The organism is Janthinobacterium sp. 78 (assembly GCF_003096775.1).
Taxonomy (GTDB): domain Bacteria; phylum Pseudomonadota; class Gammaproteobacteria; order Burkholderiales; family Burkholderiaceae_D; genus Janthinobacterium; species Janthinobacterium tructae.
Map to the genome: position 1 here is coordinate 223,227 of NZ_QENT01000001.1, position 20,556 is coordinate 243,782.

General features: G+C 61.3%; 19 protein-coding genes. 11 read left to right on the forward strand and 8 right to left on the reverse strand.

Annotation, left to right across the window (positions count from 1 at the left end):
- Positions 1–49: 49 nt before the first annotated feature.
- Genes C8C92_RS00900 through C8C92_RS00910 form a run of 3 tightly spaced genes read right to left on the reverse strand, consistent with a single transcriptional unit; the run spans position 50 to position 2,278 of the window.
- Positions 50–973 carry a FecR domain-containing protein gene (locus tag C8C92_RS00900; RefSeq protein WP_165829230.1) on the reverse strand — a complete coding sequence of 308 codons (924 nt, stop codon included), beginning with the start codon at positions 971–973 and terminating at the stop codon, positions 50–52.
- Positions 974–989: 16 nt separating this feature from the next.
- A complete protein-coding gene (locus C8C92_RS00905) occupies positions 990–1,547 on the reverse strand; it encodes an RNA polymerase sigma factor (RefSeq protein ID WP_071074977.1) in 558 nt (185 codons plus the stop codon).
- 2 nt (positions 1,548–1,549) lie between these two features.
- Complete coding sequence (locus C8C92_RS00910) at positions 1,550–2,278, reverse strand: secretin and TonB N-terminal domain-containing protein (RefSeq protein WP_116742776.1); 729 nt, start codon at positions 2,276–2,278, stop codon at positions 1,550–1,552.
- Positions 2,279–2,469: 191 nt separating this feature from the next.
- Here C8C92_RS00910 and C8C92_RS00915 point away from each other — a divergent pair, with 191 nt between their 5' ends.
- From C8C92_RS00915 to C8C92_RS00935, 5 genes are all read left to right on the forward strand, one after another.
- Entirely contained in the window at positions 2,470–2,835 is a 366-nt protein-coding gene (locus C8C92_RS00915; protein ID WP_243420079.1) for a hypothetical protein, read from the forward strand.
- Positions 2,836–2,929: 94 nt separating this feature from the next.
- On the forward strand, positions 2,930–5,278 hold the full coding sequence (locus C8C92_RS00920; RefSeq protein ID WP_116742778.1) for a Tex family protein: 2,349 nt from the start codon (positions 2,930–2,932) through the stop codon (positions 5,276–5,278).
- A gap of 4 nt (positions 5,279–5,282) precedes the next feature.
- Positions 5,283–5,753, forward strand: coding sequence for a GNAT family N-acetyltransferase (locus tag C8C92_RS00925; protein ID WP_116742779.1), 471 nt, complete (start codon positions 5,283–5,285; stop codon positions 5,751–5,753).
- Positions 5,754–5,858: 105 nt separating this feature from the next.
- Complete coding sequence (grxD, locus tag C8C92_RS00930) at positions 5,859–6,170, forward strand: Grx4 family monothiol glutaredoxin (protein WP_116742780.1); 312 nt, start codon at positions 5,859–5,861, stop codon at positions 6,168–6,170.
- Positions 6,163–6,765: a UbiX family flavin prenyltransferase gene (locus tag C8C92_RS00935; RefSeq protein ID WP_099761467.1), complete on the forward strand. Its 603-nt coding sequence runs from the start codon at positions 6,163–6,165 to the stop codon at positions 6,763–6,765. The genes grxD and C8C92_RS00935 overlap by 8 nt, the downstream gene beginning before the upstream one ends.
- Positions 6,766–6,929: 164 nt before the next feature.
- Here C8C92_RS00935 and C8C92_RS00940 read toward each other — a convergent pair whose 3' ends face one another.
- Both C8C92_RS00940 and C8C92_RS00945 read right to left on the reverse strand, forming a co-directional pair.
- Positions 6,930–7,256, reverse strand: coding sequence for a hypothetical protein (locus tag C8C92_RS00940; RefSeq protein WP_096232675.1), 327 nt, complete (start codon positions 7,254–7,256; stop codon positions 6,930–6,932).
- An 89-nt stretch (positions 7,257–7,345) separates the two neighbouring features.
- Positions 7,346–7,753: a hypothetical protein gene (locus C8C92_RS00945; RefSeq protein WP_034753756.1), complete on the reverse strand. Its 408-nt coding sequence runs from the start codon at positions 7,751–7,753 to the stop codon at positions 7,346–7,348.
- A gap of 702 nt (positions 7,754–8,455) precedes the next feature.
- On the opposite strand from C8C92_RS00945, the gene C8C92_RS00950 reads away from it, so the two are divergent.
- From C8C92_RS00950 to C8C92_RS00975, 6 genes are all read left to right on the forward strand, one after another.
- Positions 8,456–8,860, forward strand: a complete 405-nt coding sequence (locus tag C8C92_RS00950; RefSeq protein ID WP_099761464.1) for a MerR family DNA-binding transcriptional regulator — start codon at positions 8,456–8,458, stop codon at positions 8,858–8,860.
- Positions 8,861–8,994: 134 nt separating this feature from the next.
- Positions 8,995–10,179 carry an isovaleryl-CoA dehydrogenase gene (locus C8C92_RS00955; RefSeq protein WP_099761462.1) on the forward strand — a complete coding sequence of 395 codons (1,185 nt, stop codon included), beginning with the start codon at positions 8,995–8,997 and terminating at the stop codon, positions 10,177–10,179.
- Between the two features lie 53 nt (positions 10,180–10,232).
- Positions 10,233–12,035, forward strand: coding sequence for a bifunctional isocitrate dehydrogenase kinase/phosphatase (aceK, locus tag C8C92_RS00960; protein ID WP_116742781.1), 1,803 nt, complete (start codon positions 10,233–10,235; stop codon positions 12,033–12,035).
- Positions 12,028–13,224, forward strand: a complete 1,197-nt coding sequence (locus tag C8C92_RS00965; protein ID WP_099761458.1) for an acetyl-CoA C-acyltransferase — start codon at positions 12,028–12,030, stop codon at positions 13,222–13,224. The genes aceK and C8C92_RS00965 overlap by 8 nt, the downstream gene beginning before the upstream one ends.
- Before the next feature lie 75 nt (positions 13,225–13,299).
- On the forward strand, positions 13,300–13,968 hold the full coding sequence (locus C8C92_RS00970) for an SDR family oxidoreductase (protein ID WP_116742782.1): 669 nt from the start codon (positions 13,300–13,302) through the stop codon (positions 13,966–13,968).
- 38 nt (positions 13,969–14,006) lie between these two features.
- Entirely contained in the window at positions 14,007–15,134 is a 1,128-nt protein-coding gene (locus tag C8C92_RS00975; RefSeq protein WP_099761453.1) for an acyl-CoA dehydrogenase family protein, read from the forward strand.
- A gap of 397 nt (positions 15,135–15,531) precedes the next feature.
- Here C8C92_RS00975 and C8C92_RS00980 read toward each other — a convergent pair whose 3' ends face one another.
- The 3 genes from C8C92_RS00980 to C8C92_RS00990 form a co-directional block, all read right to left on the reverse strand.
- Positions 15,532–16,425, reverse strand: a complete 894-nt coding sequence (locus tag C8C92_RS00980; protein ID WP_116742783.1) for a YihY/virulence factor BrkB family protein — start codon at positions 16,423–16,425, stop codon at positions 15,532–15,534.
- Positions 16,426–16,510: 85 nt separating this feature from the next.
- On the reverse strand, positions 16,511–17,590 hold the full coding sequence (locus tag C8C92_RS00985; protein WP_116742784.1) for an LD-carboxypeptidase: 1,080 nt from the start codon (positions 17,588–17,590) through the stop codon (positions 16,511–16,513).
- Positions 17,591–17,678: 88 nt separating this feature from the next.
- Positions 17,679–20,432 (reverse strand): TonB-dependent receptor, encoded by a 2,754-nt coding sequence (locus C8C92_RS00990; RefSeq protein WP_116742785.1) that lies wholly within the window; start codon positions 20,430–20,432, stop codon positions 17,679–17,681.
- Between the last annotated feature and the right edge of the window lie 124 nt (positions 20,433–20,556).

Genomic DNA, 20,556 nt, shown 5'->3' on the forward strand with positions numbered 1-20,556 from the left:
TAATTGGCGCACCGCCTTGGCGCGCCAAGGCGGAACTCCAAGGCGGGGCTCAGCCGAACAGCACGATGCCGCCCGGCAGCCGCGTCACCCGCGCGCCATACGCATCCTGGATCAGGGCGATCACGTCGTCGAGACGGTCGAGCGAAAAGCTCGCTTGCACGCGCGTCTGTTTCAAGGCGTCGCCATTGAGGATCAGCTTGCCGGGACGGTAGCGGTTCACTTCGTCCACCACCTCGGCCAGGGTGCTTTGCTTGAACACCAGCAGGCGCTGGCGCCACGCGCTGACGTCGCTTTTTGCCACCGCGCGGGCGATGCCGAAATGCTCGGGCCGGTAGCGCAGCTGCTGGCCGGCCGCCAGCTCCGCATCGTTGCCGGCCTGCGCCACGCGCAGGCGGCCAGCCAGGCACGTCACGCACACTTCCTGGCCGAACAGGCGGATATTGAAGCGCGCGCTGCCGGCCGACACTATGCCGTCGCCCGCCTGCACGCGCACGCGCGCCGGGCCGCGCAAGCCAGCCTGGAATTCCGCTTCGCCCGCCAGCAGCACCAGCGCCGCGGCGCCGTCCTGCAGCGGCGCCGCATCGAGGCGCGTCTGCGTATTCATCTGCACCAGCACGCCGCCGTCGAGCGCCACTGCGCGCTGCTCGCCCGTGCCCGTGGCGTAATCGGCGGCAAGACCCGCCACGGCCGGCCACAAGTCTGTCGGTGGACGCAGCACCAGTAAACCCAGCGAGGCGGCCACGGCGCCACCGAGCCAGGCGCGCCGCGCCGTGTTCACGGGCCGCTGCGCCCGCTTGACGGCGCGCGCGGCCGGCGCCATCGCGCCCCACACGGCACGCGCCTCGGCAAAGGCGTTGGCATGCTTGCGGCTGCGCGCGCACCAGTGGCGAAACACTTGCGCATCGCGCTCGCTGACCTGGCCCGAGGCCAGGCGCACGACCCACGCCTGCGCTTCCTTCTGGATGACACTCATGTCGTCTTCCGCTTGTTCAATCATGATGTTTAGACGTTTTTCCCGCGCCGGGACCGAAGCGCTGAATGAAATCGCGTCCCATGCGCTCACAACAATGTTCGAGGCCGGCGCGCAATTCTTTCTCTACCGTGCGGGCGGAAATGCCAAAGCGCTCGGCGATGTCGCGGTGCGGCAACTGGTCGACGCGGGCAGCGATGACGATGGCGCGCCGGCGTTTCGGCAACTCCTGCAAGGCCCGCTCCAGTTCTTCCAGTTCGGCGCGCGCGCTGAAGGTGCGGGCCGGGTCGGCCAATTCATCGGCCATCTCGTACAAGTCGTCGATATCGGGCAGGCTGAGCAGGCGCGCATTGTCGCGGCGTTGATCTTCCGCAATGTTGATGGCGATACGCATCAGATAGGCGGACGGATAGCTGATCGCCTCGGGCGCATTCATCCGTTCCACCCGCAGATACGTTTCATGCAGCGCGTCATTGGCCAGGTCTTCCGAGCCCAGGCGGCGCTGCAGGTGGCGGCGAAACTGTCCGTAGCGTTCCAGGAACAGCTTGCGCAAGGTGGTTTTGAGTAATTCCGACATGCTCAGGGTGCCACGGCCAGGTGCAGATACGGCGCGCAGTCGGTGTCCGGGTCGGGCCGCGGCGTCAACAGGATCGTCAGCGGCTGCGGCAAGCCCGCCGGCGGCGCGCCATCCATCAGCAGGCTGCGCAGGCGCTGCAGCACGGCACGGTCGCGCTGCACCACGCCGCTCCCTTCCAGCACGTGCACGGCGCGCACCTTGCCCCGCTCGTCGAGCCACAGCTGGAAGGCCAGCCGGTAGCGGCCGAAGGCGTCCGGATGCAGCCGGCACAGGGCGCGCGTGAGCGAGCGCTGCAGGATGGCCGCATAGCCCTGCAACGGTGGCGCGGCGGGGACCGCCTCGGCCGGCACGGGTGCCGGTGCCACGGGGGCGTCGGCCAGCGCCAGCAAGGTGAAGGCATTGCTGCCGCTGAAGCGTGCGCCCAGCTGCGTACCGGCCAGCAAGCGCTGCAGCGCCTCGGCCGGCGTGTAGTCGCCGCGCACGGGCGCGGCCACTCTGCCCGCCGCCAGCTGGCTGCTGACGAGCACGGAATACCCGGTCACTTCGCCAAACGCCACCAGCGCCGCATCGAGCGGCTGGGCGGGCAAGTCGAAGCGCACGGTGGCCTGCGTGCCGGCGTCATTGCCGGATGCACTGGCAGCCGGTCGCACGAATGTCATCAATGTCATCAGCAAGCAGGCGGACAGGGCCAGGGCGTTGCCTGTTGCGGTGCGGCGGTGGATTCGTGTCATTGTCCAGGGAAATCAACGAGAGCCTGCTCATGAAGTGTCTTGACTGTGCCAGTTCAAGCAGAATGGCAGGATGGTAGCTTCATAAAATGACAACTGTATGACATGGCGCCAGCCCGCATCCCGCCTGTGTCATCGCCGCGACACATGGCCTTGCTATGCTGAACGCCTCATCCACCGCTCCGGGAGCCGCCATGGCACGCCTGTTATCACTGTTGCTGCTGGCCTGCGCCACCCTGGCCGCGCAGGCGGACGAGCACACCGTCGTCGTGCAAGCCGCCGCACCGGAGAAGGGCTGCGTGGAAGTGGAAGTCAATGGCCAGCGCGCGCAATCGATGTCTTGCTTGAGTGAAAAATTATTACCCGACAGCAACACCGTGAACCGGCCGCCGCCTACCCTGTCCGGCGCGGAGGCGGTCATGCAGCGTCCGTCGAACCAGCTGGGCCTGTACAACCGCGCCGCCCTCGAACACCGCATGGGCAATGCCTTTGGCAAATCCGTCACGCCGCAGAGGCCGCCAGCTCCAGCGCCCGCCAGCCCGCTGCTGCCGCCGCGTTGACCTTGTTGTCAACGCACAGTCCATTTGCGCTGTCAAGATTGCGCAATCGCGCCGATTGCGTATCATTCCAAGCTTGATCGCTCTGGAAACAACCATGCTGCCCACTATCGAACAACGCCTTGCCCTTGAACTTGCCGCCAAACCGGTGCAGGTTGCCGCCGCCATCGAACTGCTCGACGAAGGCGCCACCGTGCCCTTCATCGCCCGTTACCGCAAGGAAGCGACCGGCGGCCTCGACGATATCCAGCTGCGCCTGCTCGAAGAGCGCCTGCGCTACCTGCGCGAACTGGAAGAGCGGCGTGCCGCCATCGTGGCCTCGATCACGGAACAGAACAAGATGACGCCCGCGCTGCTCGACGCCGTCATGCACGCGGAAGACAAGACGCGCCTGGAAGATTTGTACCTGCCCTACAAGCAGAAGCGCCGCACGAAGGCGCAGATCGCCATCGAAGCGGGCTTGATGCCGCTGGCCGACTGTTTGCTGGACAATCCGGAACTGACGCCGGAAATGGAAGCGGGCAAGTTCCTGCGCGACGCGTTTACCAGTGCCGACGGGAACAATCCGGGCGTGGCGGATACCAAGGCAGCCCTCGACGGCGCGCGCCAGATTCTGATGGAACGCTTCGCCGAAGACGCAACCTTGCTGCAAACCCTGCGCGAATACGTGCAGGAACACGGCATCGTCGAATCGAAAGTGGTGGAAGGCAAGCAGGACGAAGGCGAAAAATTCGCCGATTATTTCGACTACTCGGAAACCATTTCGACTGTGCCATCACACCGCGCGCTGGCGCTGCTGCGCGGCCGCCGCGAGGGTATCCTCGACGTCACCCTGCGCCTGGACACGGAAGCGGAAAAACCGAAATGGGATGCGCCGCACAACCCATGCGAAGGCCGCATCGCCGTCCGCTTCGGCATCAAACAACAAGGCCGCCCGGCCGACAAATGGCTGGCGGACACGGCGCGCTGGACCTGGCGCGTGAAAAGCTTCATGCACCTGGAAACGGAACTGATGGGTGCGCTGCGCGAACGCTCGGAACTCGACGCCATCAACGTCTTCGCCACCAATTTGAAAGCGCTGCTGCTGGCCGCGCCGGCCGGCCAGCGCGCCACCATGGGCCTCGATCCCGGCCTGCGCACGGGCGTCAAGGTCGCCGTGGTCGACGCCACCGGTAAAGTCGTCGACACGGCCGTGATCTACCCGCACCAGCCGAAAAACGACTGGGATGGCTCCTTGCACACCTTGGGCCGTCTGGCCGCCAAGCACAATGTGTCGCTCATTTCCATCGGCAACGGCACCGCCTCGCGCGAGACGGACAAGTTGGCGCAAGACCTGATCAAGCAGCACCCGGAAGCGAAGATGACGAAGATCGTCGTCTCGGAAGCGGGCGCGTCGGTGTATTCGGCGTCCGAATTCGCCTCCAAGGAATTGCCGGACATGGATGTGTCCCTGCGCGGCGCCGTGTCGATCGCGCGCCGCCTGCAAGATCCGCTGGCCGAACTGGTCAAGATTGACCCGAAATCGATCGGCGTGGGCCAGTACCAGCACGACGTGAGCCAAAGCCAGCTGGCCCGCTCGCTCGACGCCGTGGTGGAAGATTGCGTGAACGCCGTCGGCGTGGATGTGAATACAGCCTCGGCGCCGCTGCTGGCACGCGTCTCCGGCCTGTCGGCCAGCGTGGCGCAAAGCATCGTCAGCTACCGCGACATGAAGGGCGCGTTTACTTCGCGCGCGGCCTTGAAAGCCGTGCCGCGCCTGGGCGATAAAACGTTTGAACAGGCGGCCGGCTTCTTGCGCGTGATGGGCGGCGACAATCCGCTGGACGCCTCGGCAGTCCACCCGGAATCGTACCCGCTGGTGGAAAAGATCCTGGCCGATATCAAGAAGGATATCCAGGCCGTCATCGGCGAGACCGCCTTGCTGAAAACCCTCAGCCCGGCAAAGTACGCCGATGAAACGTTTGGCGTGCCGACCATTACCGATATTTTGAAGGAACTGGAAAAGCCGGGCCGCGACCCGCGTCCGGAATTCACCACCGCCACCTTCAAGGAAGGCGTGGAAGAAATCCGCGACTTGCGCCCGGACATGATTCTCGAAGGCGTGGTCACCAACGTGGCCGCCTTTGGCGCCTTTGTCGATATCGGCGTGCACCAGGATGGCCTGGTGCATATCTCGGCCCTGTCGAATACGTTCGTGAAAGACCCGCACACGGTGGTCAAGGCGGGCCAGGTCGTGCGTGTAAAAGTGCTGGAAGTCGATGAAAAGCGCAAACGCATCGCGCTGACCATGCGCCTGACGGACAGCGCGCCCCAGGCGGGCAGCAAGCCCGAGCAAAAGGGCGACCGCAACGACCGCCGCGGCCTGGCGCAGCACCAGTCGCAGTCGCGCAACGCGCCCGAGCCGGCCGGCAGCATGGCCGCCGCGTTCGCCAAGCTGCGCGGTTAAGTCCATGGCCGCCGGGCACGACCTTGTCATCCTGGCGGTGGACGCGGCCAGCCCGGATGCGCAGCGGCTGCTCGACGAATTGTCGGACGTATTGCTGCGCATGAATGGCGACAGCGGCCGTGCCTCCTTCGATGTCGAAGCGGCAACGCCGCGCGGCGGTTTTTATCTGGCCAGCGATGCGGCTGGAGAACTGCTGGGCTGCGCCGCCTTACGCCCGCTCGGCGAAGCGGACAGCGCCATAGGCGAACTCAAGCGCATGTATGCGCGCCCGGGCTCGGCCGGCGTGGGCGCGACCCTGCTGGCCCATGTAGAGGCACAGGCGCGTGGGCATGGCTACCAGGCCCTCTACCTGTCCACGCGCGTGGCAAATGGCCGCGCCGTGGCGTTTTATGCCAAACACGGCTACGCACCCGTCATTGCCTGGGGTAAATACGTGGGCGCGGCACAATCGGCCTGCCTGGGCAAGACCTTCTAAGCCTCAACGTGGCTGACTTGCCCGATTTATGACTTGAGCGCATACCCGTGCCGTCGTTTTCTTATAAAATGACGGCATCTATTTATTTCCCCATCAGAGGCAGCTATGAGCGACGTACAAACCTGGATCAAAGAAACCGTGACGAGCACGCCGGTCGTGCTGTTCATGAAAGGCACCGCCCAATTTCCACAGTGCGGCTTTTCCGGCCGCGCCATCCAGATCCTGAAGGCCTGCGGCGTGGAAAACATCGCTACCGTCAACGTGCTGGACGACCCGGAAGTACGCCAGGGCATCAAGGATTATTCGAACTGGCCGACCATTCCGCAGCTGTATGTGAAAGGCGAGTTCATCGGTGGTTCCGATATCATGAATGAAATGTTTGAATCGGGCGAATTGAAATCCCTGATCGATGCCTGATAGCCAGCTTGCGCGGCCGCGCAGGATCGTCGTGGCCATCACGGGCGCCACGGGCGCCGTGTATGGCTTGCGGCTGCTGCAATTACTCGGCGCCATCCCTGGCGTCGAGACGCATCTGGTCTTGTCGGATGCAGCGGTACTGACCCTGCACCAGGAAACGGGCGTGGGGCGCAAGGACATCGAAGCGCAGGCGCACGTGGTGCACAAGCTGCGCGATATCGGCGCGTCGATCGCCAGCGGTTCGTTTCAATCGGATGGCATGGTCGTCGCGCCGTGCTCGATGAAGACGCTGGCGGCCGTGGCGCATGGCTTGTCGGATAACTTGATCACGCGGGCCGCCGATGTGGTGCTCAAGGAGCGCCGGCGCCTGATCCTGATGGTGCGCGAAACGCCATTCAACCTGGCGCACCTGCGCAATATGACCGCCGTGACCGAAATGGGCGGCATCATCTTCCCGCCATTACCGAGCTTTTATCACCACCCGCACAGCATCGCGGACATGGTCGACCATACGGTGGCGCGCGTCATCGACCTGCTCGGCATCGAGCACAGCCTGGCACCACGCTGGAGTGGTCTTAAGGCATCAGAGACCTGACACCACCATCAGCTTATCACCGGCAAATACCTGCCAAGTCACGATGCCTGACAAAAGCGTAGCGAGCGGCAGTGATTTGTGGCCGAGAAGCGCAACCGTACTTTAGTACGGTGAGCATCGCCGGCCGCAAAGCGCGACGCGCAGTAGCTTTGGTCAGGCATCCCTCACCTCTTGTCGAATTGGTGAGCACTGGCCTGCTTCAAATCCCTGGCTTCTTCAACCATCCTGCGGTGGGCGATCCGTTTGCGCATCACTTCCGCATGTTGCGCGGCAGTCATGGGGGGCACGGTCATCAAGTCCTTCAGCTGCGCGGTATTGCTGTAGTTACTTTTCATAAGACGGCTCAAATGCTCGGCTCCGTAGTGGATGAACTGGCTGCTTCTGCTGTGATTATGCGCTGGTATTGGCTGCCGCGCCGCTGCGTACGGGATTATTGTCAAATAATTCCGCTGCAGCGCAACATGCGAGGTCTTATTGTGCGGCAAAATCATGTCTCCAGTATGACGCTGCGCAAATAAAAGGACAGGGAAAGCACCGCCAGCGAAAAGCCGACGGCGCCCGCCGGGGAGGGCCTGAATGCTTACTTTTGGTAGTTGACTCTGACCAGCATGCGAATAAATTCACGCGCGATTTGACGATGATGTTCATCTAATCTTTGCAAATCGGCAATTAATTTCACATCGGCAGATTCAAAACGCGATAAAGCGCTGCCCGCTTCGCCATTCGGCGTGGCGCTTTCCGGGCCGCCAAACCGCAACCATTCCGCCGGAACGCCCAACCATTGGGCAATCATGCGCAATTTCTCTTGCGTGGGAATTGCTTCACCTACTAACCATTTCCTAGCTGCATGCACGGTAATCGGGCGTCCGTCGAAACGGATGTTAAATTCCCGCGCCAGTCTGGTCGGGCTGTCTGGAGAGTAATGGGCGTTTTTGAGAGCCAACTGAAGTCGTTGGCTGAAGCTTTCGCGTTCGTTAGAAGAATTCATAGGTGTACTATTTCATGTTGTAACATGAAAGTCAGTTTCTTGAATGACCATACAGATTGTTACATTTGAAAAGAGTATGAATTAACAATTAACACTCCGGCCAGGCTTTTCAGGTAAAAAAGTGGCCCAAATTTTCTCTTGTGATTCTGTGTGGCTTCGGTTCAAATTCGCGGCTGGCCTTGATTTTCGCACTGCAGCACGATTCAAAGCCTCGGTTTGGCATTACAACGTACGGTATCGGATAATGCCCTGCTCTACCGATACACGCAATGCCCATGTCATACAATTTCTTGTAGACAAAGTTTTCAGAAGGGCCATTCTGTTTTCAATATGGAAACAATCGGTACAACGTGCTCATAGTGAAACGTTGTTTTTTGATCGTGTCTACTGCCCCAAAAATTTTACTGCCATCGCAGCGAAAAGAATGTCGCCGTTATGCCAGGAAAGCTCTTTTTGGTGTCATCTTGGCCACCAACTCTCGATCTTAAGCGTGTTTGCGCAAGAAGAATCAATTTATTTTCAGTAACTGTTGTCTTATTCGCCAAACTCGCCTGTCCACAGGCGTTTTTTTTCTTTGTTGCAGCACGGGCAGGGCACGCTACAATAGTATTGACGTTGACGTAAACGGCACTTTGCCACCATCTGCCCCGCAGCACCCCATCTATCGACCGATCACCCATGCAACCGACACCGCCCGCAGCAATGACGACCTATACCATTACCGAACTGGCGCGGGAATTCGACATCACGGCACGCGCCATCCGTTTCTATGAAGACCAGGGCTTGCTCAGCCCGAAGCGCGAAGGCGCAGGCGGACGCAGCCGCGTCTACACGCCGCGCGACCGCACCCGCTTGAAGCTGACCCTGCGCGGCAAGCGCCTGGGCCTGGCCCTGTCGGAAATCAAGAGCCTGGTCGACATGTATGAATCGCCGAAGGACACGCGCGCGCAGATGGACCGCTTCCTGGGCGTGCTGGCGCAGCACCGGCAGACGCTGGAGCAGCAGCGTATCGATATCGAAATGGCGCTGGCGGAAATCAGCGCGCATGAGGACGCGTGCGCGCGCATGCTGGCGGACTTGAACCTTGATCAGGCGCAAGCAAACTAAATCGCTGCGGCGGCGCTTGCCGCGCACATCGCTTTACGCGCCTCACTTTACGTTTACGTAAACGTCACAACTGAGTATCATAGCTTCACTGACCCGACACCCATGACCGCCACACCTATAACGACGAGGACGACATGCTCCATCTCCCAGGCTTGACCTTTGACCACGGCGACGACATCGCCGCGCTAAGAGTAGCGATCCAACAATTTGCCGCCGCCGAAATCGCGCCGCGCGCGGCCGAAATCGACCGTACAGACCAGTTCCCCATGGACCTATGGCGCAAGATGGGCGACATGGGCTTGCTCGGCATCACCGTCAGCGAAGAATACGGCGGGGCCGGCATGGGCTATCTGGCGCATATCATCGCCATGGAAGAAATCTCGCGCGCCTCGGCGTCCGTCGGCCTGTCCTACGGTGCCCACTCGAACCTGTGCGTGAACCAGATCAAGCGCAACGGCACGGCCGAGCAAAAAGCCAAATACCTGCCAAAACTGATCACGGGCGAGCACATCGGCGCGCTGGCCATGTCGGAGCCGAATGCGGGCTCGGACGTCGTCAGCATGAAGCTGCGCGCCGACTTCAAGGGCGACCGCTGGGTCTTGAACGGCACCAAGATGTGGATCACCAACGGTCCCGACGCGGACGTGCTGGTGGTGTACGCGAAAAACGACCTGGAAGCGGGCGCGCGCGGCATGACGGCGTTCCTGATCGAAAAGAATTTCAAGGGCTTTTCCATCGCGCAAAAGCTCGACAAGCTGGGCATGCGCGGCTCGCACACGGGCGAACTGGTATTCCAGGATTGCGAAGTGCCGGCCGAAAACGTGCTGGGCGGCCTGGGCAAGGGCGTCAATGTGCTGATGTCGGGCCTCGATTTCGAGCGCACCGTGCTGTCCGGCGGACCGCTGGGCATCATGCAGGCCTGCATGGACCTGGTCGTGCCTTACGTGCATGACCGCAAGCAATTCGGCCAGGCTATCGGCGAATTCCAATTGATGCAAGGCAAACTAGCCGATATGTATTCGACCATGATGGCGTGCAAGGCCTATGTGTATGCCGTGGGCCAGGCTTGCGACCGCGCCACCACGCCGGAAGCCGTGCGCCAGTTGCGCAAGGATGCGGCCGGCGCCATTCTGTATAGTGCGGAGAAGGCGACCTGGATGGCAGGCGAAGCGATCCAGGCCCTGGGCGGCAACGGCTACATCAATGAGTATCCGGCCGGCCGCCTGTGGCGCGATGCCAAGCTGTACGAAATCGGCGCCGGGACCAGCGAAATCCGCCGCATGCTGATCGGCCGCGAGCTGTTTGCGGAAACCAAGTAAGCACGGGCGCGCGGTTATCGACTGGGTGATGAGCCATTCATGCGAGCACAACTATGACGCAAATTGCCTTCCCCAAATTGCTCTCTTCCCAGATTGCATTCGATATCGCGCGCACCATCCGCGACGGCTTTGACAAGCATTACCGTCTGTTCCGTGAAACGAGCCAGCACGCCAAGCGGTATTTCGAGCAAGGCGCCTGGAGCGCGGCGCAGACGGCGGCCCGCGAACGCATCGACTTTTATGACAAGCGCGTGCAGGAATGCGTGCAGATGCTCGAAGATGAGTACGAAGAGTCGGAGTTGAGCGACGAAGTGTGGCGCGAACTCAAGCTGCACTACATCGGCATGCTGACGGAACACAAGCAGCCGGAACTGGCGGAAACCTTCTTCAATTCCGTCTGCTGCAATATCCTGCACCGCACCTATTTCAATAACGACTATATTTTCGTGCGTCCCGTGGTTTCCACGGAATACATCGAGACGCAAGACCTGGTGCCCACCTACCGCGTGTACTACCCGGGCAAGGATGGCTTGCGCCTCACCTTGCTGCGCATGCTGAGCAACTTCCAGCTGGACTGTGCATTTGCCGACCTGGAGCGTGACGTGGCCCAGGTGGAAGCACGCCTGCAGCAGCTGTTCGGCGGCGACAGGCTGGAGCCGAACCACCAGCTCCAGGTCTTGACCAGTTTGTTCTACCGCAACAAGGGCGCCTATCTGGTCGGCAAGGGCATCAACGGCAACCGCGAGTATCCGTTTGTCGTGCCGATCCTGCACAACCGCCACGGCAAGCTGGTGCTCGACACGGTGCTGTTCGAGCAGCAGCAGATCGCCGTGCTGTTTTCATTTACGCGTGCCTATTTCCTGGTCGATATGGAAGTGCCGTCGGCCTATGTGCAATTCCTGCGCAGCTTGCTGCCGCGCAAACCACGCAGCGAAATCTATACGATACTGGGCCTGCAAAAACAGGGCAAGACGCTGTTTTACCGCGACTACCTGCAGCACTTGAAACACTCATCGGACCACTTTGAAAGCGCACCCGGCATCCGCGGCCTGGTGATGCTGGTGTTTGCCCTGCCGTCGTTTCCGTATGTCTTCAAGGTGATCAAGGATTTCTTTCCTCCTCCCAAGGAAACCACGCGCGCGCAAGTCCAGCAAAAGTACTTGCTGGTGAAACACCACGACCGCGTAGGCCGCATGGCCGACACGCTCGAATATTCCAACGTGGCCTTTCCGCGCGCCCGCTTTTCTGCGGAATTGCTGGCCGAACTGAAACAGTTCGCCCCATCGCTGATCGAAGAAGACCAGGAGCAGATCATCATCCGCCACCTGTACATCGAGCGGCGCATGGTGCCGCTGAACATGTGGCTGAGCAATGCCGAGAAGGAAGGCCGCGACGACCTGGTGGAACATGCCATCATCGAGTACGGCAACGCCATCAAGGAACTGGTGGCGGCGAATATTTTTCCGGGCGACATGCTGTATAAAAATTTTGGCGTGACCCGTCATCAGCGTGTCGTTTTTTACGATTACGATGAAATCGAGTACATCACCGATTGCCAGTTCCGCGTCATCCCGCAAGCCCGCACGGAGGAGGAAGAAATGTCGGCCGAACCGTGGTATCCCATCGGCAAGCACGATGTGTTTCCCGAACAATTCGGCACCTTCCTGCTCGGCAATCCACGCATCCGCAAGTATTTCATGCAGCACCATGCCGACCTGCTGACGGCGCAATACTGGCAGGCGCGCAAGCAGCGCATCGAAGACGGTCATATCGAGGACGTCTTCCCGTATCCGCAACACCTGCGTTTTTGTAAGCAAGCACCTTCCCACCCCCAACCGGAGATCCAACATGCATGATCCAGTCGTAATCGTCGGTGCCGCGCGCACCCCTATGGGCGCCTTCCAGGGCGATTTTGCCAACGTCACCGCCAGCGACCTGGGCGCCGTGGCCATCCGCGCCGCCGTCGAACGGTCCGGCGTGGCGCCAGACGCCGTTGAACACGTGTTTTTCGGCAATTGCCTGATGGCCGGCCAAGGCCAGGCGCCCGCGCGCCAAGCCTTGCGCAAGGCTGGCCTGCCCGATTCCACCGGCGCCGTGACGCTGTCGAAAATGTGCGGCTCGGCCATGCAGACGACCATGTTCGCGCATGACACCTTGCTCGCCGGCAGCGCCGACGTGGTGGTGGCGGGCGGCATGGAATCGATGACCAACGCCCCCTACCTGGTGCCGAAGGCGCGCGGCGGCTACCGCATCGGCCACGGCATGATCTATGACCACATGATGATGGATGGCCTGGAAGACGCCTACGGCCGCGATGAAAAGGGCAATGCCCGCTCGATGGGCACGTTTGCCGAGGAGTGCGCCAGCCAGTACAGCTTCACGCGCGAAGCGCAGGATGCGTTTGCCATCGAATCGGTGAAACGCGCGCAAGCGGCCACCAAGGATGGCAGTTTCGAATGGGAAATCGTGCCCGTGACCGTTTCCGGCCGCGGCGGCGACACCATCGTCAGCATCGATGAAGGTCCGCAAAAGGCCCGCCTGGAAAAAATTCCGACCTTGAAAGCGGCGTTCAAGAAGGATGGCACCATCACGGCCGCCTCGTCTTCGTCGATCAACGATGGCGCGGCAGCGCTGGTGCTGATGCGCGAATCGACGGCGAAAAAACTGGGATGCACCGTCATCGCGAAAATTCACGGCCACGCCACGCACGCGCAGGCGCCAAACGAGTTCACCACGGCTCCTATCGGCGCCATCAAGAAGCTGTACGCGAAAACAGGCTGGAGCAGCAGCAACGTCGACTTGTTCGAGATCAATGAAGCATTCGCTGCCGTGCCGATGGCCGCCATGCACGACCTCGACATTCCACACAGCAAGATCAACATCCACGGCGGCGCGTGCGCGCTGGGCCACCCGATCGGCGCCTCGGGCGCGCGCATCATCGTCACCCTGCTGGGCGCCTTGAAGAAAACCGGCGGCAAGCGCGGCGTGGCGGCCCTGTGCATCGGCGGCGGCGAAGCGACGGCGATGGCGATCGAACTGGTATAAGCGGCTCTGTTGACGACAGGCGCGCATGGTTGTTGGTTGCGCGCCTTTTCATTTGACTTTCCAGGGAGAAAACACATGCCTACCGCATTGATCATCGGCGCCTCGCGCGGCATCGGCCACGCAATCGTCCATCAATACCGCCACGCTGGCTGGAAAGTGATCGCCACGGCGCGCACGCCGGACGCTTGCGATGCCCTCAGGCAACTGGGCGCGGAAGCGCACCAGCTCGACGTGACGGATGTGGACGGCTGCGCCGCCCTGGGCTGGAAGCTCGACGATGAAAAGCTCGACGTGGCCATCCTCAACGCAGGCGTGTATGGCCCCCGTCACGATGGTTCCCCCACGCAAGAAGATTTCGATGCCGTCATGCACACGAACGTGCTGGCAGCCATGCGGCTGCTGCCGATGCTGGCGCCGCTGGTAGCGTCTGCAAAAGGCAAGCTGGCAGTGCTGTCCTCGCACATGGGCTCCCTGAGCGAACGGGGCAACCCCAGCGGTTCGCTGTACCGCGCCAGCAAGGCGGCCCTGAATTCCGTGCTGATCGATACTAGCCTCGTGCATGGCCCGCAAGGCGTCAGCTGCGTCGCCTTCCACCCGGGCTGGGTGCGCACGGACATGGGCGGCGCCGGCGCGGATATTTCCCCGGAAGAAAGCGCAGCCGGCATCCGCGCCACGCTGGCCAGCCTGCCGGCCACGGACAAGGCCGTGTTTCGCAATTACGATGGCAAGCCCATCGCCTGGTAATTCCCGCATCCACTATAAAAATATACGAGACGACGTCCATGATACTCAATGAAGAACAATCGATGATCCAGGAAGCGCTGCGCAGTTTTTCGCGCGAGCGCCTGGCGCCCAATGCGGCCCGCTGGGACAAGGAACATCATTTCCCCAAGGAAGAATTGCAGGAACTGGCCGCGCTGGGCGCCTTTGGCGTCGCCGTGCCGGAAGCGCTCGGTGGCGCCGGCCTCGACTACGTGTCGCTGGCCCTGGTGCTGGAAGAAATCGCTGCCGGTGATGGCGGCACGTCGACCATCATTTCCGTAAATAATTGCCCCGTATGCAGCATCGCCATGATGTACGCCAACGATGCGCAAAAGGAGCAATGGCTGCGTCCGCTGGCGCAAGGCACCATGCTGGGGGCGTTTTGCCTGACGGAACCGCACACGGGCAGCGATGCCTCGGCCCTGCGCACCACGGCCACGCGCGATGGCAATGAGTACGTCATCAACGGCACAAAACAATTCATTACCAGCGGCAAGTATGCAGACGTGGCCATCGTCATGGCCGTCACCGACAAGGCGGCCGGCAAGCGCGGCATCAGCGCCTTCTGGGTGCCGACGAACACGCCCGGCTACATCGTCGCGGGACTGGAACAGAAGATGGGCCAGCATTCATCTGATACGGCGCAAATCCTGTTCGACAACTGCCGCATCCCGGCGGAAAATTTGATTGGCGAAGAAGGACAAGGCTACAAGATCGCCCTGTCCGGCCTGGAAGGCGGACGCATCGGCATCGCTTCGCAAGCCGTAGGCATGGCGCGCGCCGCGTATGAAGCGGCCCTGCAGTACGCACGCGAGCGCGAAAGTTTCGGCAAACCCATTTATGAACACCAGGCCGTGCAATTCCGCCTGGCCGACATGGCCACGCAAATCGAAGCGGCGCGCCAGCTGATCCGCCACGCGGCGTCGATGAAGGATGCGGGCTTGCCCTGCCTGAAGGAAGCGGCCATGGCCAAGCTGTTTGCGTCGGAAATGGCGGAAAAAGTGTGTTCGGACGCGATCCAGGTGCACGGCGGCTACGGTTATGTGTCCGACTTCCCCGTCGAGCGCATCTACCGCGACGTGCGCGTGTGCCAGATTTACGAGGGGACCAGCGATATTCAGAAGATTTTGATTGCAAGGGCGTTGTAAACCCAACTGCAGATACTGGGGTCGTACCCTGCAGGGTACGACCCCGGGGTTACGCCCTTGGGTTTTCAATAGACGAAAAAAAAGCCCGCTAGCGCGGGCTTCGTTCCAATGTATTACCAATGCTTTAATCGTGTCATGGACGCCAGTGCTATCTGCAAAGTGCCTCCTGATTTTCGGACTCCCATGCTATCTGCATGGTGACTCCAAGTGTAAATCGACCAACGTATCCGGAATTACAAAATCCACTCTTCGCTCTGTCACGCCATCAACATTACACCTGTCGGTCGCCGCGCTGAAACTGGATGGTGAGATGATTTGCTGCCAAATCTCAATCACTGAACGGAGTATAGCACAGCTTTTTGTGCGGCGCAACAACGAATTGAAGCCATACCTTAAATCAAGTCCTTAGCGCCAGCGGCTTGTCCTCTTCGCCGCCACGGGCCACTCTTTCGTATTCGGAAATCACTTGCGCGCCCAGCAGCAGCAGGGTGGCGCCGATTTCCAGGCTGAACATGACGACGATGGCCGTCGTCATCGAGCCATACACGACGTTAACCTGCGACAAGGTGGAAAAATACCAGACCAGCACGTGACGGGCGATTTCCCACAGCAGGGCCGCTGTCACGCCGCCGATCAGCGCATGCGTAATCGATAATCTTCCAACCGGCATGACCAGGTAAATCGAGCTGAGCACGAGGATTTCGCCGCCCAGCCCCAACAGATACAGCAGCACGCCGGACACGCCTTCCAGGCCCCAGTCGTGGCGCAAGAAGCGCACGCTTTCCTCGCCCATCACCTGCAAGCCGCCGGCTACCAGCGTAATGAGCAAGATGCCCACGCCCAGGCACAGGATGTAGCAGTACGGCAGCACGGCGGAAATGAGGAAATGGCGGCGGCGGATGGCCACACGATGAATGAAAATCACGCTCATGGCGTTTTCCAGCACGGTAAACGCCAGCGAGCTGAAAAACAGCATGGTCAGCAGCAACAGCCAGCCGATCACGCCCCGGTTGTCGAGAAAATGTGCAATCTCGCCCACGATGGCCTTCGATTGTCCCGGTACCAGCCACTCCAGGTAATGGCCGATTGTTTGCAGCAATTCGTCCTGCGCGATCACGTGCGACAGGGCCACCACCACCAGCATCAGCAAGGGCACGATGGACAGCAGCGAGTAATACGCGACGGCGCCCGCCAGCAGCAAGCCCTGGTTGGCGCGGAAACCCTTCAGCACCTGCAGCACGAAGGCCAGCGGATGGCTGAGGATGTAGGTACTGGCGTGGCGGTTGATCATGTCGGGAGCGGTGAGGAAGACGGCGCAGCCTCGTGCCACGCCTTATCACACTAGCATACTGACAATCGCCCTGCTGCACCGTGCGCTAGCAGACGGCCGGCTCAAGCAAGGTCAAGGTTTGCCGGTCCGCATCCAGGGTCGCCAATATACCCATCGGTAGCGTGAACTGGTGGCGGATGTGGCCAAACGAGTAGCCGCTGACGGCCGGCACGCGTAAAGGCTGCAAATGCTGGTCCACGGTAGCATCGAGGCTCAGCGCAGTGTCGCCCTCGGCCGCCTCGCAATGCTCGAAGATGCCCAGCATCAATGCCGCCGCCTTGTTGAACCCCACGGACAGGTCGAGCTGGCATAACATCCTGTCGATGCGATACGGCACTTCATTGATTTCTTCGAGGAATAGGATGCTTTCGCGGAAATTGGCCGCATACGGCGTGCCGGCCAGCGCGCTGACCATGCACAGGTTACCGCCCGTCAAGCGTCCCGTCGCCTGGCCGCCATGCACGGTGCGGATGGCGAAATTCGGCTGCGTCTGCGCGCGGCGGTGATTCTCCAGCGCCATCGGGATCGTGTAGCTGTCTTGCGGCGTCATCAGCACGTTTTGCAGCTGCGTCACCGTGTACTCGGAAAACGTGGACGAGGCCACGGGACCGTGGAAGGTCACCAGGCCCGTCTGGCGGCCGATGGCCAGGTGCAGGGCCGTGATGTCGGAATAGCCGATCAGCACTTTCGGGTTGGCGCGGATCAAGGCGTAGTCGAGCAGCGCCAGCAGCGAAATGCAGCCGGAGCCGCCGCGGATGGCCCACACCGCCTTGACGTCCGGGTCGCGGAATGCCGCGTGCAGATCGTCGAGACGCTGCTGCACCGTGCCCGCATAGTTGCCGTGCACGGCGCGGATATTCGCGCCCAGGCTGGCGCGCAAGCCCAGCGATTCGATATTGCGCTGAGCCTTGGCGATGGCGTCCTCATCCGTAAAGCCGCCCGGTGCGATGATGGCGACCAGGTCGCCTTCGCGCAGGCGCGCCGGTTTGATCAATGCGTGTGGCTGTTGCATGCGTTTGCCCTTCCCTTGCGCGGCCGCCGCCCATGCCGGTGTGCCTGCCGCCCCCAAGGTGGCGGCCAGCAAACCGCCGAAGCGGCGCCGGCTGAGATTGGTATGACTGGACATGCGGCCCTTTCCTGGAATAAAAACGGCGACGCCAGGCGCCGCCGCACGAGGTTAGCATGCCGACAGGATCGCCGCCGGCATGGCTGCCTTACAGGAACTTGTACTTCAGCTGGAACGATAGCGAACGGCCGCGCGGGTCGGCCACGCGGGGATCCCAGCCGGCGCCCACCACTTCATCCACGTTGTGCGCAGTGAACGGTGGGTCGCGGTCGAACAAGTTCTGGATGCCCACGGTAATCGTCGTATTTTTGAAGCCCGTGTACGTGCCCGACAAGTTATACGTGGTGTAGCTGGACACATCCGGCTTGAAGCCCGGTGGCGGCGACCCCTTGCCGCCATTCGGCAACTGGTCCTTGTAGCCCGACGAAAAACTCTGGATCAGCAAGCCGCTCCAGTCGCCGCGCGACACGCCAAAACTGGCATTGTGTTTCCAGCGCAGGTACAGATCGCGCGTATAAAACTTGCCGACCAGTTCCTGGTATTGCTGGCCTTGATATTCCGCAAACTTGAAGCTGTCCATATACGTGCCGTCCAGGGTCGCCGTCCATTTCGCGTCCTGGACCTTGCCTTCACCGCGCAAGCCCACGTCGAGGCCGCGCACGCGGCTGCCTGCCGCATTGATCCAGCCCGCCTGCACGTACTCGATGGTGCCGTCCGGATTGCGGTGGATGTACTGATTCAGCGCCTGGTAATTGGCCAGCACGATTTGCGGCGTGCGGTTCAGGATGCGGTCCTTGGTATTGATGGCCCAGTAGTCGAACGAGGCGGAATAGCCCTTGAATGGCTCGATGACAAAGCCGACGCTGCCCTGCTTCGACGTTTCCGGCTTCAGATTCGTATTGCCGCCCGTCCTGTAGTCGAGACGGTCGATGGCGCAGTATTCGGGCACGCCCGGATGCTTGGCGCAACCCTCCTGGTCGATCACGCCGTTCGGCAATTCCTGGCTCAGCGAACCGGAATACAGCTGCTGGAAGCTTGGCGCGAGGAAACCCTTACTGGCCGAACCACGGAACAGCAGGAAGTCGGTCGGCTGGTAGCGGAAAGCCACTTTCGGATTCGTCGTCGCGCCCACCAGGCTGTAATCGTCACGGCGGATGGCCAGTTGCATTTCCAGGTCTTTCGTGACCGGCACCAGCAACTCGGCATACACGGCCTTGACGGTACGGCTGGCATCTTTCAATGAAGCATTGCCTGGTGCCAGCAGGATCTGGATGGCGTCGACGTCTTGCCCGAAGCTATAACCTTCGCGGCGCAAGTCAAAGCCGGCCGCCATGGCCAGCGCACCGGCCGGCAGCTGAAACAGCTCGCCCGAAACGGAACCGTCGATCTGCGTCAGGGTTGTCTTGCCGTGCTGGAAGTCGCCACGGAACTTGGTCGATTCGATCAATTGCTTGGCCGCTTCCGTCTGGCTCTGGCCCGCGCCCACCCACGGATTGATGATGCCCGTCGCCAGGGCCGCGTACAGCTTGTCCGTGTAGGAATAGCCATCCGTCAGCTTGGTCTTGGTGCTGCTTTCGGCGCGCGAAATGCCCGCCTTGTAATCCCACTTGCCGAAGTTGCCTTCAAAGCCCACCAGCACGCGGGCATTGTCGGTGGTGTTTTCCTGCGTGCGGTTGCCCACGTCATTCGCGCGCCATTTGTAGGAAATCGGCTTGGTCTTGTCGAAAGAAGGGATGTAGGCCGACAGATCCTGGTAATACGCGCCGCCGACCGGATACAAATTCTTGTTGGCAACGGTCGCCTGCACCTGCATCGGCGTCAAAATGGCCGTGGCCTTGGTGCGCGAACCGAGCACTTCGACAAACATGCGGTGGTCGGGCGCCAGCTGGAACGTGCCGCGCGACAACAGATTGGCCCGCTCGACGGGGAATTGCAGCACATAGTCGGCGCCATAGTCGTACGCGCACGAATACTTGGTGCGCAACGGCGAGGTCACATCTTTCCACAGCGCCGTCTGGTATTGCGACATGCCGGCGATGCTGTCGCACTTGCCCTGGAAGCTCAGCGGATTGGCTTGCAGATATTTATTCGCATCGCCAGGCAGCTGGAACGCGGTGCCCAGCGCCGTGCCGGCACCCGCCATCTGGTTGGCGAACGGCGTGCCCGTGGTATCGGGCGACAGGCCGCGGCCCGGCTGGTAGCCGTTGACGAAGGAGCGGTCGCTGCCGTTCAAGCGCTCGGCCTTGTCGACGGTCAGGCTGGCCATGATGTTGTAGCGGTCCGACTCCAGCGAGCCCGTGCCCGCCAGGATGGACGCGCGGCGCGTGGCGCCGCCGCCTGCCTGCGTGTCGTTGGTCGAGACGGACGCTTCCACGCCGCTGTAATTGGTTTTCAGAATGAAATTGATCACGCCGCCGATGGCGTCCGTGCCGTAGATGGCCGAGGCGCCATCCTTGAGAATTTCCACGCGTGAAATCGCACCCAGTGGAATCGAGTTCAAGTCGACCGACTTGCCGCTGGCGCCGTGCGTGGCGATGCGGCGGCCGTTCAACAGCACCAGGGTGCTCGATGGGCCCAGGCCACGCAGCGAGGCGAACGAGGCGCCACCGCTGACCCTGTCCGCATCGGCGCCAAACACGTTATTGCCCGAAGTCATGTTATCGGCGCCCGTGCCGTTGGCCGACAGGGTGCGCACCAGTTGCTCGGTCGTCGTGATGCCCTGTTTTTCGATCTGGTCAAAGGTGATGACTTGCACCGGCAGTGCGCCTTCCTTGGCCACCCGCTTGATGCTGCTGCCCGTCACTTCGACCCGTTGCATCGCTGGCGGCACCGCTTCCTGTGCCACTACCGGCCCCACCACCCCCATCAATGCCACCAACTGCGCTAGCTTCTTCAATTTCACAGGTCTTCTCCTTGTTGGGCAATCGAAACTTGAGTTATCAAGTCAGGCTGTTTTTTCACGTCGCAGCTGTCTGTCTCGCAGTACATTTTTTTATGACATTTGCGCATGACTTTATTTGTTTTCA

Excerpts from the sequence above, each read along its gene's own strand:
- C8C92_RS00900 (WP_165829230.1), bottom strand. The coding sequence starts at position 973 with ATGAGTGTCATCCAGAAGGAAGCGCAGGCGTGGGTCGTGCGCCTGGCC.
- C8C92_RS00905 (WP_071074977.1), bottom strand. The coding sequence starts at position 1,547 with ATGTCGGAATTACTCAAAACCACCTTGCGCAAGCTGTTCCTGGAACGC.
- C8C92_RS00910 (WP_116742776.1), bottom strand. The coding sequence starts at position 2,278 with ATGACACGAATCCACCGCCGCACCGCAACAGGCAACGCCCTGGCCCTG.
- C8C92_RS00915 (WP_243420079.1), top strand. The coding sequence starts at position 2,470 with ATGGCACGCCTGTTATCACTGTTGCTGCTGGCCTGCGCCACCCTGGCC.
- C8C92_RS00920 (WP_116742778.1), top strand. The coding sequence starts at position 2,930 with ATGCTGCCCACTATCGAACAACGCCTTGCCCTTGAACTTGCCGCCAAA.
- C8C92_RS00925 (WP_116742779.1), top strand. The coding sequence starts at position 5,283 with ATGGCCGCCGGGCACGACCTTGTCATCCTGGCGGTGGACGCGGCCAGC.
- grxD (WP_116742780.1), top strand. The coding sequence starts at position 5,859 with ATGAGCGACGTACAAACCTGGATCAAAGAAACCGTGACGAGCACGCCG.
- C8C92_RS00935 (WP_099761467.1), top strand. The coding sequence starts at position 6,163 with ATGCCTGATAGCCAGCTTGCGCGGCCGCGCAGGATCGTCGTGGCCATC.
- C8C92_RS00940 (WP_096232675.1), bottom strand. The coding sequence starts at position 7,256 with ATGATTTTGCCGCACAATAAGACCTCGCATGTTGCGCTGCAGCGGAAT.
- C8C92_RS00945 (WP_034753756.1), bottom strand. The coding sequence starts at position 7,753 with ATGAATTCTTCTAACGAACGCGAAAGCTTCAGCCAACGACTTCAGTTG.
- C8C92_RS00950 (WP_099761464.1), top strand. The coding sequence starts at position 8,456 with ATGACGACCTATACCATTACCGAACTGGCGCGGGAATTCGACATCACG.
- C8C92_RS00955 (WP_099761462.1), top strand. The coding sequence starts at position 8,995 with ATGCTCCATCTCCCAGGCTTGACCTTTGACCACGGCGACGACATCGCC.
- aceK (WP_116742781.1), top strand. The coding sequence starts at position 10,233 with ATGACGCAAATTGCCTTCCCCAAATTGCTCTCTTCCCAGATTGCATTC.
- C8C92_RS00965 (WP_099761458.1), top strand. The coding sequence starts at position 12,028 with ATGCATGATCCAGTCGTAATCGTCGGTGCCGCGCGCACCCCTATGGGC.
- C8C92_RS00970 (WP_116742782.1), top strand. The coding sequence starts at position 13,300 with ATGCCTACCGCATTGATCATCGGCGCCTCGCGCGGCATCGGCCACGCA.
- C8C92_RS00975 (WP_099761453.1), top strand. The coding sequence starts at position 14,007 with ATGATACTCAATGAAGAACAATCGATGATCCAGGAAGCGCTGCGCAGT.
- C8C92_RS00980 (WP_116742783.1), bottom strand. The coding sequence starts at position 16,425 with ATGATCAACCGCCACGCCAGTACCTACATCCTCAGCCATCCGCTGGCC.
- C8C92_RS00985 (WP_116742784.1), bottom strand. The coding sequence starts at position 17,590 with ATGTCCAGTCATACCAATCTCAGCCGGCGCCGCTTCGGCGGTTTGCTG.